This is a genomic window from Actinomadura sp. NAK00032 (assembly GCF_013364275.1).
GTDB lineage: Bacteria > Actinomycetota > Actinomycetes > Streptosporangiales > Streptosporangiaceae > Spirillospora.
On record NZ_CP054932.1, the window covers coordinates 8168858 to 8185292 of the forward strand.

Below are 16435 nucleotides of genomic sequence, written 5' to 3' on the forward strand. Positions count from 1 at the left end.
CGACAGGGTCGTGGTGAAAGACGTCAGCCGTGCCGGCCGGGGCCGGCACGGCTGATAACTGTACGGCGACCGCCCGGCGCACGCTCCGGTTCCCCTGAGATCCGGACGCGCACACGCCCGGCGGGCAAGACGGCCGCGGGCGTCCCGCCGCCGCGGAACGCGTCCCTGACGGCCCGGCCGCCCGTGTGGACGGCCCGGCCCCGGAACGGCCCCGGGCGGCCTGGACGCCCGCCTAGACGGCCTGGCGCTTCAGCTTGCGCCGCTCCCGCTCGGAGAGGCCTCCCCAGATGCCGAAACGTTCATCGTGCTGCAGCGCGTACTCCAGGCACTCCGTACGCACCTCGCATGCCCGGCACACCTTCTTGGCCTCGCGAGTGGAGCCGCCCTTCTCCGGAAAGAACGCCTCCGGGTCCGTCTGCGCGCACAGGGCGCGCTCCTGCCAGCCCATCTCTTCGCCGTCTGTGCCGTGCGCCAGCGGGATGACCACCTCGCTCACAGCGCACCTCCCTGCCCGTGGAACCCCCTGGTCAATGCCTTCCCTCCGGTTCCTTCCCCCGAGAAGGCATTGAAACTACACGGACGAAATTACACGCGTGTAGCGACCGCCCCGTCAAGCCGGAGAGCTTTCCTGGGCGACAAAACGGCTTATGCCGGGATGGGCTCGCTGACCTTTGGATGAAGATCAGTTAATCGGGCGGTCACCGCCGCGCTCGGGGACCGGGGTCGGCGACCCCGGTCCCCGCTGGGTCACTGCGGGGGCGGGGGCCGGTTGTCGCGGTACCAGTCGCCGCCCTGCTCGCCCTGCGGGGGCGCGGGCTGGGTGCCCTGGGGGTCGCCGCCGGAGCCGCCGTAGGCGCGCGTCCACTCGCCCATCTCCTCGTCGGCGGCGGGCTGCTGGTTCTGGGGCTGCTGGGGCTGCTGCTGGCCGGACTGGTAGCCGCCCTGGGCGCCGTACTGCTGGTAGTCCTGCTGGCCGTACTGCTGGGGCTGGCCGTACTGCTGCTGCCCGTACTGCTGGGCGGCCTGCTGGCCCTCGGCACCCGGCTGCTGCCCGTACTGCTGGTACTGCTGCTGCCCGTACTGCTGCTGCTCGTAGCCCTGCTGCTGGTACTCCTGCTGCTGGCCGTACTGCTGCTGCGGCTGCCCGAACTGCTGCTGGCCCTGCTGGCCCGGCTGGCCTGGCTGGCCCTGCTGGTACCCGAAGTCGGGGTAGCCCGGCTGCATCTGCGGCTGGGCCTTCGGACGCGCGGGCTGCATCCCCTGGAACACGGTGAAGACGAACCAGCCGCCCGCTCCGACGACGGCGAGCTTGCCGGCGCCCTCCAGGAACGCGGACAGCTTCGTCACCGCCGAGGTGTACTCGGAGTCGGCGAGCATCCCGCTGAGCCAGGCGATGACGCCGAACAGGGCGATGCCGCCGAGGACGCCGAGCGCCCCCATGGTGATCGTCCGGGCCTGCGGGGTCTGCGTCTCGCCCCAGGTGACCAGGAGCACCGCGAGGACGAGGATCCCGACGAGGACGATCTGCAGGAACGTCCCGCCCCGCGTCTCGCCGAGCGCGCGGCCGGTGAACGTGCCGTCGCCGCCCAGAAGGGAGATCAGCCCCGCGAGCAAGTGCAGTCCCGCCGCGGCGAGCAGTACCCAGGCGGCCGGTTCGCGCAGGCGCTGGACGGCTTCCTTGTTCACGGTGAATTCTCCAGACTGAGGCAATCCATTACACGGCAAAGCTTTGCACAGTCTCGTCCGGAGCGGCGACCTCCGCACCCGCGTCGCGGACCGCGCGGTCCGCGCGGCGCCTCTTCGGTGCAGATCTCCGTGCGCGGACGGCGCCCCGTAGGGTTGGATTATGAAGATCGTGTGTCTGGCGGGCGGGATCGGCGGCGCCCGGTTCCTGCGCGGCCTGCGGGAGGCGGTTCCGGAGGCGGAGATCACCGTCATCGGCAATACCGGGGACGACATCTCGCTGTTCGGGCTGCGGGTGTGTCCTGACCTGGACACCGTGATGTACACGCTCGGCGGCGGCATCAACGAGGAACAGGGCTGGGGCCGGACGGACGAGACGTTCACCGTCAAGGAGGAACTGGCCGCCTATGGCGCCGGCCCGGGATGGTTCGGGCTCGGCGACCGCGATTTCGCGACCCATATCGTCCGGACGCAAATGCTCGAAGCGGGCTACAAGCTGTCGGCGGTCACCGAGGCGCTGTGCGACCGGTGGAATCCGGGCGTCCGGCTGATTCCGATGACCGACGACCAGGTCGAGACCCATGTGGTCATCGAGGACGACAAAGGGCGGCGGGCCGTCCACTTCCAGGAGTGGTGGGTGCGGCTGCGGGCGTCCGTCCCGGCGCTGTCGATCGCGGCGGTCGGCGCGGAGGACGCGAAGCCGGCGCCCGGCGTGCTCGCGGCGATCGAGGCCGCCGACGCGGTGCTGTTCCCGCCGTCCAACCCGGTGGTGAGCATCGGGACGATCCTGGCGGTGCCCGGCATCCGGGACGCCGTGGCCGCGAAGACCGTGGTCGGCGTCTCCCCGATCATCGGCGGCGCGCCGGTGCGGGGCATGGCCGACGCGTGCCTGACGGCGATCGGCGTCGAGACGTCGGCGCGGGCGGTCGCCGAGTTGTACGGGCTCGGGCTGCTGGACGGCTGGCTCGTCGACGATGCGGACGCGGACGTCCGGGTCGAGGGCATCGACGTCCGGTCCCGGCCGCTGCTGATGAGCGACGCCGCGGCCACGGCCGCGATCGCGCGGGCGGCCGTCGACCTGGCGATGGAGTTGAAGCGGGCGGAGGACGCCGAGTGAGGCTCGAGGTTTTCGGCGTTCCGGGGCTGCCGGAGGTCGCCGAGGGGGACGACATCGCCGCGCTGGTCCCGGAGGGGACGGTGCGGGACGGGGACGTGCTCGTCGTCACGTCCAAGATCGTCAGCAAGGCCGAGGGACGGGTCCTGGTCGCCGACGACCGGGAGAAGGCCATCGAGGCCGAGACCGTGCGGGTGGTCGCGCGACGCGCGCACGCACGAGGCGAGACACGGATCGTGGAGACGCGCCAAGGGCTCGTACTGGCCGCGGCCGGGGTGGACGCGTCCAACACCCGGCCCGGCACGGTGCTGCTGCTGCCGGAGGACCCGGACGCGTCGGCGCGGCGCATCCGGGCCGGGGTCCGGCAGCGGACCGGCGCCGACGTCGCCGTGATCGTGACCGACACGCTGGGGCGGCCGTGGCGCAACGGGCTGACCGACGCCGCCATCGGCGTCGCCGGGCTGGAGCCGCTCGCCGACCTGCGCGGCCGCGACGACACCCACGGCAACCGCCTCGACGCGACGATCACCGCCGTGGCGGACGAGATCGCCGCGGCGGGCGAGCTGGTCAAGGGCAAGCTCGACGGGGTGCCGATCGCCGTCGTGCGGGGGCTGTCCGGGCTGGTCACGGCCGAGGACGGGCCGGGCGCGCGGGCGCTGGTGCGTCCCCCGGACGAGGACATGTTCCGGTTCGGGTCGGCGGACGTGCTGCGCGCGCGCCGCACGATCCGCGAGTTCACCGCCGAGCCGGTCGACCCGGCGGCGGTGCGCCGCGCGGTCGACGCCGCGATCACCGCGCCGGCGCCGCACCACACGACGCCCTGGCGGTTCGTCCTGCTGGAGTCGGCGGAGTCGCGGACGCGGCTGCTGGACGCGATGCGCGACGCGTGGGAGGCCGACCTGCGCCGCGACGGCTTCTCCGCGGAGTCGATCACCAAGCGGCTGCGGCGCGGCGAGGTGCTGCGCCGGGCGCCGTACCTGGTCGTGCCGTGCCTGGTCATGGACGGCTCGCACGACTACCCCGACGAGCGCCGGTCGCGCGCCGAGCGGGAGATGTTCGTCGTGGCGACCGGCGCCGGGGTGGAGAACCTGCTGGTCGCGCTGGCCGTCGAGGGGCTCGGCTCGTGCTGGGTGTCGAGCACGATGTTCTGCCGCGACGTCGTCCGCGACGTCCTCGACCTGCCGGACGAGTGGGACCCGATGGGCGCGGTCGGCGTCGGGCACGCCGCGGCGCCGCCGCGCGAGCGCCCGCCGCGCAGCGCCGAGGCGTTCATCGAGGTCCGGTAGCCGGGCCGTCGCGGCCGGGCGGGAATAGATCGGGACCGGCCGGGGCTGGCGTGGGTGGGCGGCTCACGCCGGCCTTGGCGGGACCCCGGCGCGGCGCAAAATATGACGATTGGCATAGAGTGCCCGCATGGACGCCACGAGCTCCGCTCTACGCCGGGCCCTGGCCCGCGCGCGTGACGGCAAGACACTCGACCGATCCGAGGCCACCACACTGCTGCAGGCCCGCGGGGCGCAGCTCGACGATCTGCTCTCCTACGCGGCCCGCACCCGGGACGCCGGTCTGGACGCCGCGGGCCGTCCGGGCGTCATCACCTACAGCCGCAAGGTCTTCATCCCGCTGACCCGGCTCTGCCGGGACCGCTGCGGGTACTGCACCTTCGCGACCGTCCCGCACCGGCTCGACGCGCCCTACCTCAGCCCGGACGAGGTGCTGGAGATCGCGCGGCAGGGCGCCGCGATGGGCTGCAAGGAGGCCCTGTTCACGCTCGGGGACCGTCCCGAGGACCGCTGGAAGCAGGCCCGCGAATGGCTGGACGCGCACGGGTACGACGACACGCTCTCGTACGTGCGCGCGATGGCGATCCGCGTGCTGGAGGAGACCGGGCTCCTGCCGCACCTGAACCCGGGCGTGCTGACGTGGCGCGACTTCCAGCGGCTCAAGCCGGTCGCCCCGTCCATGGGCATGATGCTGGAGACGACGGCGACGCGGCTGTTCAGCGAGCGCGGCGGCCCGCACTTCGGGTCGCCGGACAAGGACCCGGCCGTCCGGCTGCGCGTCCTTGAGGACGCCGGCCGCACGAACGTGCCGTTCACGACCGGGATCCTGATCGGGATCGGCGAGACGGTCGAGGAGCGCGCGGACGCGATCTTCGAGATCCGCCGGACGATGCGGGAGTACGGGGCGATCCAGGAGGTCATCGTCCAGAACTTCCGCGCGAAGCCCGACACGAAGATGCGGGACACGCCGGACGCCGAACTGGCGGAGCTGGCCGCGACGATCGCGGTGACGCGGCTCGTTCTCGGGCCGAAGGCGCGCGTCCAGGCGCCGCCGAACCTGGTCGCCGACCAGTACGCGCTGATGCTGCGCGCCGGCATCGACGACTGGGGCGGCGTCTCGCCGCTGACCCCCGACCACGTGAACCCGGAGCGGCCGTGGCCGCAGATCGACGAGCTGGCGGAGCGCACCGCCGAGTCGGGCTTCGCGCTGCGCGAGCGGCTGACGATCTACCCCGAGTACGTGCGGCGCGGCGAGCCGTGGCTCGACCCGCGGCTGATCGGGCACGTCGCCGCCCTGGCCGACCCGGCGACCGGGCTGGCACGGGAGGACGCCGTCCTCGAAGGACGCCCCTGGCAGGAGCCGGACGGCGGCTTCGAGGCGTCCGGGCGCACCGACCTGCACACGACGATCGACACGACCGGCCGCACCAGCGACCGGCGCGACGACTTCGACGAGGTCTACGGCGACTGGGACGCGCTGAAGGAGCGCATGTCCGCGCCCCAGCGCTTCGACGCCGACGTCAAGACCGCTCTCGCGCGCGCGGAGCAGGACCCTGCCGGACTGTCGGACGACGAGGCGCTCGCCCTCCTGCACGCCGAGGGCCCCGAACTGGACGCCCTCGCCTCCCTCGCCAACGACCTGCGACGCGAGGTCGCGGGAGACGACGTCACCTACGTCGTCACCCGGAACATCAACTTCACCAACGTCTGCTACACCGGCTGCCGGTTCTGCGCGTTCGCACAACGCCGCACCGACGCCGACGCCTACACGCTGTCCCTGGAGCAGGTCGGGGACCGGGTGGACGAGGCATGGGCGGCGGGCGCCACCGAGATCTGCATGCAGGGCGGCATCCACCCCGACCTGCCCGGCACCGCCTACTTCGACCTCGCGCGGGAGGTGAAGCGGCGCGCACCCGACATCCACCTGCACTCCTACAGCCCGATGGAGGTCGTGAACGGCGCGTCCAGGACGGACCTGTCGATCCGGGAGTGGCTGCAGGCCGCGAAGGAGGCCGGGGTCGACTCGCTACCGGGAACGGCCGCCGAGATCCTGGACGACGACGTCCGCTGGGTGCTGACCAAGGGGAAGCTGCCCACCGACCAGTGGATCGAGGTCGTCACCACCGCGCACGAGGTCGGCATACCGACGACGTCCACGATGATGTACGGGCACGTGGACACGCCGTCGCACTGGGTGGCGCACATCAAGCTGCTGAGGTCCATCCAGGAGCGGACGGGCGGATTCAGTGAGTTCGTGCTGCTTCCGTTCGTCCACCACAACTCACCCATCTACCTCGCCGGGCTGGCACGCCCCGGGCCCACGGTGCGGGAGAACGTGGCCGTCCACGCCTTGGCGCGCATCCTGCTGCACGGCGCGATCCCCAACATCCAGACGTCGTGGGTGAAGCTCGGGGACGAACTGTGCACGCGCGTCCTGCAAGGCGGCGTGAACGACCTAGGCGGGACGCTGATGGAGGAGACCATCAGCCGCATGGCCGGGTCGGAGAACGGCTCGTTCAAGCCCATCAGCGAACTGGAGGCGATCGCGGCGCGCGCGGGGCGTCCGGCCAGGCAGCGCACCACCCTCTACGGCGAGGTCCCGGCCGAACGTCTGGAAGCCGCCCGCCGCACGGACGGGATCGGCAAATTCGGGAAGCGGCTGCCGCTCAGTCCTGTATGACGGACGGGTGGACGAAGACGGACGCCCGCTGTGGCGCCTCGCCGGCGGCGGCGCGTGGGCGTCCGGTCTGTTCTCCGCCGTCACCCCGGCCGCACCGGCCGGCTACAAGGGCCGAAAATCGACGCGAAAGCAGACGTGGCCAAGACCCTCCGCGAGTGCGGCGGCTCAACAGCGACCTTGGCCACCCTGACAGCCTCCTGCCAACCGAGGGCACGCCGACGCGACGCCGCAGAGGCGTTCCAGGCGGCCCTAGGCACCCGCTCGGCCCGCAGCACCCTCCAACGCGCCGGCTTCCGCACACCGGACGGCGCCCTGAACACCGCCTACGCGGGCGAGTACAAGATCCCGCCCAAGCCGCCGAAGTCGCTCCGCCTCCCCACCCGCAAGGAGATCGACAAGGCGCTCACGTCCTGGAAGACCTGACTCAGGGCGCGCCGCGAACGGTACTCGGGCGCCGCTCCACCAACGCGTCCGCCGACTCCCGAAGCTCCTCCAGGACGGCCCGCACCGACGGCCGCACCTCGGCGCCGACCCGCGTCCACATGACCATGCGGCGGTCGACCGGGGCATCGGCCACGTCCCGCACCACGATGCCCTCCTCCCGCTCCGCGAGCGCCAGGTCGGGGATCAGGCACACCGCGCCACCCGACGCGACCATCGCGAAGATGATCAGCAGGTCGTTCGACCGGTAGCGCACATCGGGCCGGAAACCGCCCAGCTCCACACACGTCCGCTCCAACAGATCGGCGTGGTTCGTCCCGACATGGCCGGTCACCCAGGGCGAATCCGCGAGATCCGCCATCCGCACGGGAGCCCCGTCCAGCGCCAGCCGATGCCCCTCGGGCAGGGCAACGCGCATCATCTCCGTGACGAGTACCTCGGACGTCAGCTCAGGTCGCCTGGGGCGCGGCAGATGCGAGTACTCGTCGGTCAGCACCACGTCGATCTCCTGCAGCACCAGCGCCTGCAGAACCCGGTGGAACTCCTCGTCCAGAACATCGACCACAAGCTCGGGATACTTCTCCGCCAACCGCGGCAAGGCGGGCGCCAGCACGTGCAGCAGCGCCGTCTGGAACCCCACGAGCCGCACGACCCCCGCGACCCGCCCGCTCGCCGCGACCGTCGCCTCCTCGGCCTGCTTGGCCTGCGCCAGCAGCGTCTCGGCGTGCTCGGCGAGCACCTCCCCCGCCGTGGTCAGCCGCAGCCGCCGCCCGGCCCGCTCCACCACCGGCACACCGACGTCCTTCTGCAACTGAGCGAGCTGCTGGGACACCGCCGAAGGCGTGTACCCGAGCGATTCCGCCACGGCCCCGAGCGTCCCGCGCAGCTTGAGCTCCCGAAGCACCCGCAACCGCCCCAGATCCAACATAGTGAAGCGATTCTTACACAATCCCTCCAGGAAAGGTCGCTGGACCTGAACGATGGACGGAGTCAAACTAAAGGTGCGACGGGAAGGGACGGACACCCCGCCCCCACCGATCGCCCCGCGCGGGAACGCCCCTTCAGCGATCCCACTGGAAGAAGAAGACCATGCTGTACGTGCTCGGCATCATCATCGCCCTCGCCGTCCTCGGCCCCCTGTTCGGCGCCGACAGCCGCGACGGCCTCGACTGGACCCCGAACAACTTCTGGCTGCGCCGCCGCTCAGCGGCGGACCCGGTCAAAACGACCGGTAGTCCCGGACAGGCAGCCGGGGGCCGCGCCTCGGCGGGCGCCTCCCGGACGATTCCAGCAGCCGGGTGACCCGGTACCGATGGCCGGCATAGGGCTCCAGCAGTTCGAGCATCCCGGCGTCGTCCACCTTGCGGCCCGCCAGCGCCCAGCCCACCAGGCCGGGCAGGTTGTAGTCGCCCACGGAGACGGCGTCGGGATCCCCGACCGCCCGCTGCCGGATCTCGGCCGCGGTCCAGACCCCGATCCCGGGCAGCGACCTGAGCCGCGCCTCCCCGGCGTCCTCCTCCAGCCGCTGCGCGACCCGCGCGGCCCCGATGATCGTCCGAGCCCGGACGGCCTCCAGCCCGGACCGGTGCCACTCCCACGAGGGAATCCGGACCCACACCTCGGGCGGCGGCGGGACCCGCATGTGCGGCGCCCCCGGCGCGGGCTCCCCGAACCGCCGCAGCAGGTACCCCCACCCGCGCCACGCCTCCTGCGCGAGCACCTTCTGCTCCATGACGGCCGGCACGAGCGCCTCGAACACCCGCCGCGACTTCCCGATCCGCAGCCCCTCACGCCGACGCGCCTGCTCATGCACGACGTCATGCCGCGCGATGAGCCCGTCCGGCGAGTCATCGACCCCGAGTAGCTCCGGCACCCCGTCCAGCAGCCACTCGGCCCCGGGCCCCCACGCCGTCGCCTCGACGACGTCGCCGACCCACCGCAGCCGCAGCGTCCCCGCCCCATCCGGCGTATGGGACGCCCGCCAGACAGCGCCGCCCTCGACCCGGAACGCCGGGTCATGAGGCCCCCGCTGATGGGGCGAGACCGTCCCGTGCAGATCGAGCGGCCAAGGCGGCCGCCACTCCCGAACCCGGCCGGGGAGACGCCCAGCGGTCTTCTCCCCGGCCGCACGGGCGAACGGCGTACCGGACGGCACCAGAGCCACCGACCACCCACCGTCCACTCGACCTTCCGCACTGCGCGCTGCCGCGCCCCAGTGTGCCACCGCCGGGCAAACTGGGCCCATGAGCGGCACGGAAGCCCTGGCCATCGCACTCGGCATCGCCCTCAGCCTGCCGATCCCCTCCTCCGTGTTCCTCTATCTCCACACCCGCCGCAGCGAAAGGGAGCAGCAGAAGGACCGGGAGGCGGCCCACGACGCCCTGGCCAACGCACTCCCCTACTACCGTCGCGCCGAACTCCACTACATCCGCCAGCACATCGAACACCCCGGCACCCAGTCCGCCCGCGACGCACACTCGGCGTCCTTCCGCGCACGCTCGACCGCCCATCTCAGCCTCTTACGCGTGCGTATCGCAAACACCGACCCGCACACCGTGACGCTGGCGCAACGCGCATTCGACCTCACCGGCCAGATCCACTACGCGGAAACCCTGGAACAGGCCACCCAGGACGCGGCCGGATCAATCCAAGCGCTCCGAGACTTCATCACCGCCACCGGCGCCACCGTCCACTCCACAACACCCTTAACAGAGCTGTGGCCCCCCGACCCCGAAGAACCACTCCCGCGCACAAGTGCCGCCAGAGAAGCGGATAACGGCCAGGACGAACTCCACCCCAGACCAGACACAGAGACCAAGCCGTAACTCAACGCCCACCTATCAAGGGACTGTCTGAAAGTCGGCTCTGTCCCGTGGGACTGTACGGTTTCGGCACCTCTCTGTGTCAATCGGCGGTGAGCAGAGAGGTATCCGTGTCGCGGATCATGGTCCGGTAGACGACATCGCACAGGCGTCGTTTCAGACTGCGCAGGGCTTCCTTGTGGCTCTTGCCTTCGGCGCGTTTGCGCTGGTAGAAGTCGCGCCCTGCGGTCTGGCGGCGGATCTGGGTGATGGCCATGATGTGCAACGCGCAGTTGAGCCGGCGATCACCGGCACGTGACGGCCGGTGCCGTTTGACGTCTCCGGAGGAGGCATCCAGCGGCGCGACGCCGCAGTAGGAGGCGAAGGCGGCGGCTGAGCGGAACCGGTCCACGCCTGCGGTGCGAGCCAGGATCTTGGCGGCGAGCAGGTCCCCGATGCCGTGCAGTTCGGTGAGCGTGGTGCCGGGCGCCTCAACCGCGGCGGAGATCTGGACATCGCCGCCAGAGCCCTGCGCGGCGTGCGCCCGCAGGCCGCCCTGGGACGCACGCTGCGGGCGCTGGCCGTGGACCTGGTCGCAGAGGTCCGGCGCCTGGACCGGCGGATCAGTGCGGTCGCCGAGCCAACAAGTTGGTGTAACTCCTGATCAAGGAGTGACGCATGACAACCGAAGTGAGCACGGAGGCCGGGGTGGCCGAGTCCGACAATCCGGCCACGCAGGCGGCCGGGGTCGATCAGGAGCTGGTCGGCCGGCTGGTGGCCCAGGCCCGTGAGCAGGGCCTGGAGTGACCGGTGAGGGCGGGCTGCTGCAGCAGCTGACCAAGCGGGTGCTGGAGTCCGCCCTTGAGGGCGAGATCACCGACCACCTGGGCCGGGACCGCCACGAACGGACGGGCGAGGGCGGCGGGAACGTCCGCAACGGGCACCGGTCGGACAAGGTCACCGATGGCATGGTCGAGTGGCAGAACCGGCCGCTGGACTCCGCCCCGTCTATCCGGTCATCTTCCTGGACGCGATCCAGGTCGAGATCCGTGACGCGCAGGTCGCCAACCGCCCGATCCATGTGGCGCTGGCCGTCACCGTCGAGGGCACCCGCGACATCCTCGGGCTCTGGGCCGGGGACGGCGGCGGCGAGGGCGCCAAGTACTGGCTGCAGGTCCTCACCGAGCTGCGCAACCGGGGGCGTGGCCGACGCCTGCATGGTGGTGTGCGACGGACTGACCGACCTGCCCCGACGCCGTCGCCCACGTCTGGCCGCAGGCCCTTGTGCAGACGTGCATCTGCCTCATGAGTCGTTTGGTGTGGTGTTGACGCCTTCGGCGCGGCCGTTGTGATGCAGAAGGGGTGGGCCGGCGTTCACGGCGGCTCGGTCGAGTTCGAGGCCGTTGGTGAATCCGTGCAGGTGAGGTAGGGCCGTGCTGCGTGCGGTGGCCGATCCAGATGTGAACTTGCGGTCGTTTCCGGTCGCGGGTGTGAGCAGGGCGGCGAAGTCGAGCACGAGGGTGGCGAGTTGGATCATCTCCGGGCAGGCTGCGGCGATCTTCTCCAGTAGGGCGGTGTCCTTGAGGCGCAGATTCTGCGGACCGGTGAGCAGCAGGCGAGTGGCGCGGCGCGCGGTGGTGACGGGCCGGTCGTCTTCGGCGCGGCCTTGCGGCGCGGCGGGTTGATGGTGGCCAGCAGGCGGCGTGCGCGCGGGAACCGGTAGGTGTCAAGTCAAACGGGACAGGGGCCAGTGATCGTTAGGCGGCCTGTTTCTCCTGGTCAGAGCTGCTCGGGTCGGTGGGGTCTTCGTCGGGTCGGTTGATCTGCGCGACTGTGGGGATCTTGGGCAGCGTGGGCGGCTGGGTGAACCGTCGCGGGTTGGCCGCGCGGAACGCTGCGATCGTGGCGGCTCGGTTGTGCTGGATCGCCTGTGCGGTGCCGATATGCATGGTGAACGGCGTGTGGAGCCCGATCCCGGCGTGGTAATGCCGGTGATTGTAGTAGTCGAAGAAATGGTGGCAGAACGTCTCGGCCTCGTCGAGCGAGGTGAACCTGGCAGGGAACACCGGGCAGTACTTCAAGGTTTTGAACTGCGCCTCGCTGTAGGGGTTGTCGTTGCTCACCTTCGGGCGGGAGTGGGACTTGATGATGTCCAGGTCTGCCAGTAGTGCCGTCACCGGCTTGGAGGTCATCGAGGTCCCGTTGTCGGAATGGATGGTGCCGGGCACGATCCCGCCGTTGGCGGCGAACGAGTTCTGCATGAACTGCTCGGCCAGCTCACCTGACTCGCGCAGGTGGATCTCCCAGTGCACGACGTAGCGGGAGAAGATGTCGAGCATCACATACAGGTCATAGAACTGGCGTGGCCCCGGACCTGGCAGTTTCGTGATATCCCAACTCCATATCTGGTTGGGGGCGTGCGCGGCCAGATACGGTTTGGTGCGCGCCTGGTGCCGGGCGTGGGCGCGCCGCTCCCGGACCTGGTCACGCCTGCGTAGTTCCCGGTACATCGTCGACACCGACGCCAGGTACACCCCCTCGTCCAGCAGCGCAGCCCACACCTGTCGGGGTGCCTTGTCGGCGAACCGGTCGCTGTTGAGCATCTCGACCAGTTCGGCCCGTTCGCTCTCGCTCAGCGCGTTCGGCGGCGCCGGCCGCTCCGCCGGCTCACTGTTTCCCGGCGCCGGGTTCCGCCGTCGGTAGAAACTGCTGCGCGGCACACCCGACAATGCGCACGCGAAGCGAATCGGCAGATGCTCGACCAGCAGGGAAAGGGTTTCGTGGCGGCAGCGGGTCACGAATTCTCGGTGTCCGCGCTCTCGGACATTGTTTCCAAGAGCGCGATACCTTTTCCCATGATGTCCAGGGCGGCCTCGGTCTGCTTGAGTTTTCTGGCCATGGCGGCGTTCTGCCGCTCCAGCCGCGCCTTCTCCTTGCGCAACTGCTCCAACTCGGCCTGCTCCGGCGTCTTCTCCTTCTTGGCGGCCGGGCGGCTCGTTCCCGCAGCGGTCAGTTCACCGGCGTCGCGCTGCCGGCGCCACAGTTGAACGCTGGACTCATAAAGTCCCTCACGGCGCAGCAGTGCGCCCTTGTCGCCATGCTCGGCCGCGTCGTACTCCTCGACCATCCGCAACTTGTAGGCGGCACTGAAGGTCCGCCGCTTGGGCCGGCCGGTCCGCGGCCCGTCACCGGAAGGAAGATCGTGGCTGGTCATCGTCACTCTGCTCAGTACCCGTTCTCGCCCTGTCTACATCAGCTAGGGAACTTCATCCCCTCGTGTCCCATCTGAGCCTGACACAGAGGGAACCTCGAGCAAGCCCTTGTCGCACAGGTTGCGCCACAGATGCCACCGGCCACTGATCTGCACCACCTCAGGCAGAGCACGGCGTACGGCCTCGGCGTAGGCGGCAGATCCGTCCCGACACACCACTTCAATATCGGGGTGTTCGCGCAGCCAGGCTGCCGACGTGGCCGCCTCGCGGTCGGACAGCACCGCGACGCACCGGCCGGCCTGGGCATCGATGATCGCGGCGTAGCGGTGGCGACGACGTAGCGCGAAATCGTCGACGTCGATCACTGCTGGCACCGACTGCTGGAGCACGGGCAGGCGCCGCAGCAGACGCTGAGCCGTACTGCGCGAGATCGGTATGGCCAGGACACGAGCAAGACGGCCGCATAACTCCCGTGTCGCCTCTGACAGTTGGCTGGTCAATCGCACCGTCCGACGCTGATGGCGCTCCAACAGCCCGGGGATCCGCTCGCGGAAGGTCTGCCGTCGGCGCCCCGCACAACGGAGAGGGCACTGGATCGTCCCTGGTGCGCGGCACGACAAGCACCGCGTCAGCGCCGTCCGACACCGTCCTCGACAGCAACAGCCGCAAACCCCGAGAACACCGTTGGTGCAAGAGACCTGACGTCGAACACGTCCGATGATCACAGACGCCCAACCATCGTCACCAACGGCTACGGGACAGACCTTGAAATTCTGCGGGCGAGGTGGTTATCAGCTTTCAGTTCAAGGTGATGCGGTCACCGTGGTGCAGCGACAGCGTGTTCAGCGCTGCTTTCCGCCCGGAGGTATTGCCGGTGACGTTGGGTCGGCCTTTCAGTGGTTGGCGGATGCCAGGTAGAGGACCTTGAGGGCGGCCTGCTCGGCGGGGGAAGTGCGCGCACCGGCGGGTGGTCTGGCGGAACCGGGCGTTCAGGCTCTCGATCGCGTTGGTGGTGCAGACGATCTTGCGGGTCCCGGCCGGGAATGCCGGGAACGGCGTGAAGGTCGGCCAGCCGTCTCGCCAGAGCCGGATGACCGCTGGATACTTCTCGCCCGCTCGGCTTCGAAATCGGCGAACCGCTGCTCGGCGACGGCCTGGTCCGGGGCGGTGTAGATCTGCCGCAGGTCCGGGTGAGGCGCTCCAGTGCGGCCGAGAGGCATACCGCAGCGACGAGCGGACCAGGTGGACCACGCACGGCTGCATGGTGGGCCGCGGCCAAATCTCCTCGATCGCCTCGGGCCGGCGCTTGAGGCCGTCGCAGCAGGCGATGCGCACGTCCTGCACACCGCGCTCGCCGTGGCAGTGGATGCCCGCTGCCACGTAGATCGGGCGGTCAGTGACGTGCCCTTCGCGGATCTTCACATACAGGGCGTCGATCAGCACGACCGGGTAGATGCCGTCCGGCGGCCGGGCCATCCAGGCCTCCATCTCCTCGACCACCTTGTCGGTGACCCGCGAGATCAGGTCACGCGACACTTCGACCTCGTCGATCTCGGCCAAGTGCGCGCGGATCTGCCCGGGTGGTCAGGCCCTTGGCGTACAGCGAGACGATGGCCTCGCCGACCCCCTCGACCCGGCGGGCGTGCTTGGCACAATCCGCAGCTCGAACTCACCCGTCTGTCTCGCGGCACCCGGACCTGGACCTGGACGGGACCGACCTCGGTCGACACCGTCTCGGACGAGCTGCCGTTGCGGTGGTCGCCGGTCAGAGCACCCGTCGGCCTCGGCCTTCTCGACCAGCTCACCTTCCCGGCGGCTCGTCCTCATCGTGATCGGTCACGTGTGATCCTTCCCGGCTGGGGCACCGGCCCTCGCCTTCGGGATCACCACCCACCCACACGAACCTTAGGAGGATCCCACCCAGACCCGGCCCGCGCGGACGGGGCGGGCGGGTCCGGGCGGTGTGGGTGTGGGTTCATGCGGCCTGGGGCCAGGGTGGTGGGCGGCCGGGTTGGGGCAGGGTTCTGGTTCCGGGTGGGTGGAGGCGGTAGGTGTAGCGGCCGTCGAGTGCTTTGGTGATGTGGAGGTGGTGGGGGTGGGTGTGTTTGTAGCGGTTGTGCCAGCCGCAGGTGAGGGCGAGTTGGTCGATGTCGGTGGGGCTGCGGCCGAGGGCCCAGCCGTGGACGTGGTCGACCTCGCACAGCGTCCCGGGCACCTCGCATCCCGCGACGGCGCAGGTGGCGTACAGGGTTTCCAGGACCTGGCGTTGGGGAGCGGTGGCGAACCGGACCCGGTGGCCCAGGTAGAGCGGGGTGTTGCCGTTGCCGAGTAGGAGGGGTGAGACTCCGGCGTTCAGGGCGATGCGGCGGGCTTGGGCGGCGGGGATCGGGGTGCCGTCGGTGAGACGGGCGGGGGTGGTGGCGCCGGTGAGGGTGTCCAGGTCGCAGATGACGGTGACGCGGGTGGCCTTGTGCCCGCCCGACAGGACTGTGGTGAGTGCGGCGGCGGTGCGTTCGGACAGGTCGCGGTGGTCGTCGGTTCCGGCGGGTTTGGCCAAGGGCGCGAGGGTGCCGTCGAAGATGGCGGCGTCTTCGGCGTTGAGCCAGCCCTTGATGTAGCGGCCGCCGTCCAGGGAGCGGGTCGAGTCGATCCACGACCGCTCATACCCCCGCGCCACGTCTTCGGGGGCCTGCTCGGTGCCGTCCCGTTCGGCGATGACCTCACCGATCCGCTTACCGAACGAGGCGACCTTCCCGGCGGAGAAGCCCTGGTCGACCATGCCCAGCAGGATCGTCTCGGCCCTGCCGCAGTCATCGTCATCGAGCCGGGCCGTGGCGTCGGCGATGGTGGCGGCGTAGCCGTGGGAGAGGTGGCCGCCGGTCCAGCGCGCGGTGGTCTCGGGGACGCGGTCGCGGTGCCGGGCCAGCATGAGGCGCTCCTTGGCGCGGGCTTCGCGCATGCCCAGGCGGGACCGCAGCCAGGAACGGGTGGAGGGGAAACCCCACCGCTGCACTTCGCGAGTCCGGTCGACGGTGCCGATCAATCGCGACAGGGCGGCTTCATGCAGATCGGTGGCGGCGGCGAGGGTCTCGGTGAGGTCCATGCACACCGCCGCCGAATCGGGCGCAGCACGGGAGGCGAGTTCGGCGGCGATCGCCGATGCCGCGTCCACCAATTCCATGGTGGACGCGGCATCGAGATCGACCGCGATTGAACTCATA

Annotated in this window: 17 protein-coding genes and 3 pseudogenes; 9 read left to right on the forward strand and 11 right to left on the reverse strand. The window is 70.4% G+C overall.

The window, feature by feature from the left end; genetic code table 11:
* Nucleotides 1-232: 232 nt before the first annotated feature.
* A complete protein-coding gene (locus tag HUT06_RS37430) occupies nucleotides 233-448 on the reverse strand; it encodes a WhiB family transcriptional regulator (RefSeq protein WP_171064042.1) in 216 nt (71 codons plus the stop codon).
* Nucleotides 449-747: 299 nt separating this feature from the next.
* Entirely contained in the window at nucleotides 748-1686 is a 939-nt protein-coding gene (locus HUT06_RS45430) for a hypothetical protein (RefSeq protein ID WP_176200037.1), read from the reverse strand.
* A gap of 160 nt (nucleotides 1687-1846) precedes the next feature.
* On the opposite strand from HUT06_RS45430, the gene cofD reads away from it, so the two are divergent.
* The 4 genes from cofD (at nucleotide 1847) to HUT06_RS37455 (ending at nucleotide 7183) form a co-directional block, all read left to right on the forward strand.
* Nucleotides 1847-2800, forward strand: coding sequence for a 2-phospho-L-lactate transferase (gene cofD / locus HUT06_RS37440; RefSeq protein ID WP_176200038.1), 954 nt, complete (start codon nucleotides 1847-1849; stop codon nucleotides 2798-2800).
* Nucleotides 2797-4083, forward strand: a complete 1287-nt coding sequence (locus tag HUT06_RS37445; RefSeq protein WP_176200039.1) for a coenzyme F420-0:L-glutamate ligase — start codon at nucleotides 2797-2799, stop codon at nucleotides 4081-4083. The genes cofD and HUT06_RS37445 overlap by 4 nt, the downstream gene beginning before the upstream one ends.
* Nucleotides 4084-4210: 127 nt before the next feature.
* On the forward strand, nucleotides 4211-6760 hold the full coding sequence (locus HUT06_RS37450; RefSeq protein ID WP_176200040.1) for a bifunctional FO biosynthesis protein CofGH: 2550 nt from the start codon (nucleotides 4211-4213) through the stop codon (nucleotides 6758-6760).
* A 177-nt stretch (nucleotides 6761-6937) separates the two neighbouring features.
* Nucleotides 6938-7183, forward strand: coding sequence for a hypothetical protein (locus HUT06_RS37455; protein ID WP_176200041.1), 246 nt, complete (start codon nucleotides 6938-6940; stop codon nucleotides 7181-7183).
* 1 nt (nucleotide 7184) lies between these two features.
* Here the strand turns inward: HUT06_RS37455 and HUT06_RS37460 are convergent, their stop codons facing one another.
* Nucleotides 7185-8105 (reverse strand): LysR family transcriptional regulator, encoded by a 921-nt coding sequence (locus HUT06_RS37460; protein ID WP_254715592.1) that lies wholly within the window; start codon nucleotides 8103-8105, stop codon nucleotides 7185-7187.
* A gap of 315 nt (nucleotides 8106-8420) precedes the next feature.
* Entirely contained in the window at nucleotides 8421-9365 is a 945-nt protein-coding gene (locus tag HUT06_RS37465) for a DNA-3-methyladenine glycosylase (RefSeq protein ID WP_368407001.1), read from the reverse strand.
* A gap of 79 nt (nucleotides 9366-9444) precedes the next feature.
* Between HUT06_RS37465 and HUT06_RS37470 the strand changes: the two genes are divergently transcribed.
* Nucleotides 9445-10026, forward strand: a complete 582-nt coding sequence (locus HUT06_RS37470) for a hypothetical protein (protein ID WP_176200043.1) — start codon at nucleotides 9445-9447, stop codon at nucleotides 10024-10026.
* 79 nt (nucleotides 10027-10105) lie between these two features.
* Here the strand turns inward: HUT06_RS37470 and HUT06_RS37475 are convergent, their stop codons facing one another.
* Nucleotides 10106-10552 carry a transposase gene (locus HUT06_RS37475; RefSeq protein ID WP_217711868.1) on the reverse strand — a complete coding sequence of 149 codons (447 nt, stop codon included), beginning with the start codon at nucleotides 10550-10552 and terminating at the stop codon, nucleotides 10106-10108.
* On the opposite strand from HUT06_RS37475, the gene HUT06_RS37480 reads away from it, so the two are divergent.
* From HUT06_RS37480 to HUT06_RS44130, 4 genes and pseudogenes are all read left to right on the forward strand, one after another.
* Nucleotides 10463-10666 carry a hypothetical protein gene (locus tag HUT06_RS37480; protein ID WP_176200044.1) on the forward strand — a complete coding sequence of 68 codons (204 nt, stop codon included), beginning with the start codon at nucleotides 10463-10465 and terminating at the stop codon, nucleotides 10664-10666. The genes HUT06_RS37475 and HUT06_RS37480 overlap by 90 nt on opposite strands.
* 14 nt (nucleotides 10667-10680) lie before the next feature.
* Nucleotides 10681-10809, forward strand: coding sequence for a hypothetical protein (locus HUT06_RS45435; protein ID WP_302931865.1), 129 nt, complete (start codon nucleotides 10681-10683; stop codon nucleotides 10807-10809).
* A 38-nt stretch (nucleotides 10810-10847) separates the two neighbouring features.
* Nucleotides 10848-10904 (forward strand): annotated as a pseudogene (locus HUT06_RS45725) (hypothetical protein); the annotation flags it as partial.
* Between the two features lie 74 nt (nucleotides 10905-10978).
* Nucleotides 10979-11311, forward strand: coding sequence for a transposase (locus HUT06_RS44130; RefSeq protein WP_217711610.1), 333 nt, complete (start codon nucleotides 10979-10981; stop codon nucleotides 11309-11311).
* On the opposite strand, the pseudogene HUT06_RS44985 reads toward HUT06_RS44130, so the two are convergent.
* The 6 genes and pseudogenes from HUT06_RS44985 to HUT06_RS37515 all read right to left on the reverse strand — a co-directional run.
* Nucleotides 11295-11671 (reverse strand): annotated as a pseudogene (locus HUT06_RS44985) (ISL3 family transposase); the annotation flags it as partial. The gene HUT06_RS44130 and the pseudogene HUT06_RS44985 overlap by 17 nt on opposite strands.
* 88 nt (nucleotides 11672-11759) lie before the next feature.
* A complete protein-coding gene (locus tag HUT06_RS37495) occupies nucleotides 11760-12800 on the reverse strand; it encodes an IS3 family transposase (protein ID WP_176195100.1) in 1041 nt (346 codons plus the stop codon).
* Nucleotides 12797-13216: a transposase gene (locus HUT06_RS44135; RefSeq protein WP_217711149.1), complete on the reverse strand. Its 420-nt coding sequence runs from the start codon at nucleotides 13214-13216 to the stop codon at nucleotides 12797-12799. Before HUT06_RS44135 ends, HUT06_RS37495 begins: the two co-directional genes overlap by 4 nt.
* Nucleotides 13217-13306: 90 nt before the next feature.
* Nucleotides 13307-13883: pseudogene (locus HUT06_RS44990) on the reverse strand (transposase); the annotation flags it as partial.
* A 129-nt stretch (nucleotides 13884-14012) separates the two neighbouring features.
* Nucleotides 14013-14786 (reverse strand): transposase, encoded by a 774-nt coding sequence (locus HUT06_RS37510; RefSeq protein ID WP_302931894.1) that lies wholly within the window; start codon nucleotides 14784-14786, stop codon nucleotides 14013-14015.
* Nucleotides 14787-15189: 403 nt separating this feature from the next.
* Nucleotides 15190-16434: an HNH endonuclease signature motif containing protein gene (locus HUT06_RS37515; protein WP_176200048.1), complete on the reverse strand. Its 1245-nt coding sequence runs from the start codon at nucleotides 16432-16434 to the stop codon at nucleotides 15190-15192.
* Nucleotide 16435: the final 1 nt, after the last annotated feature.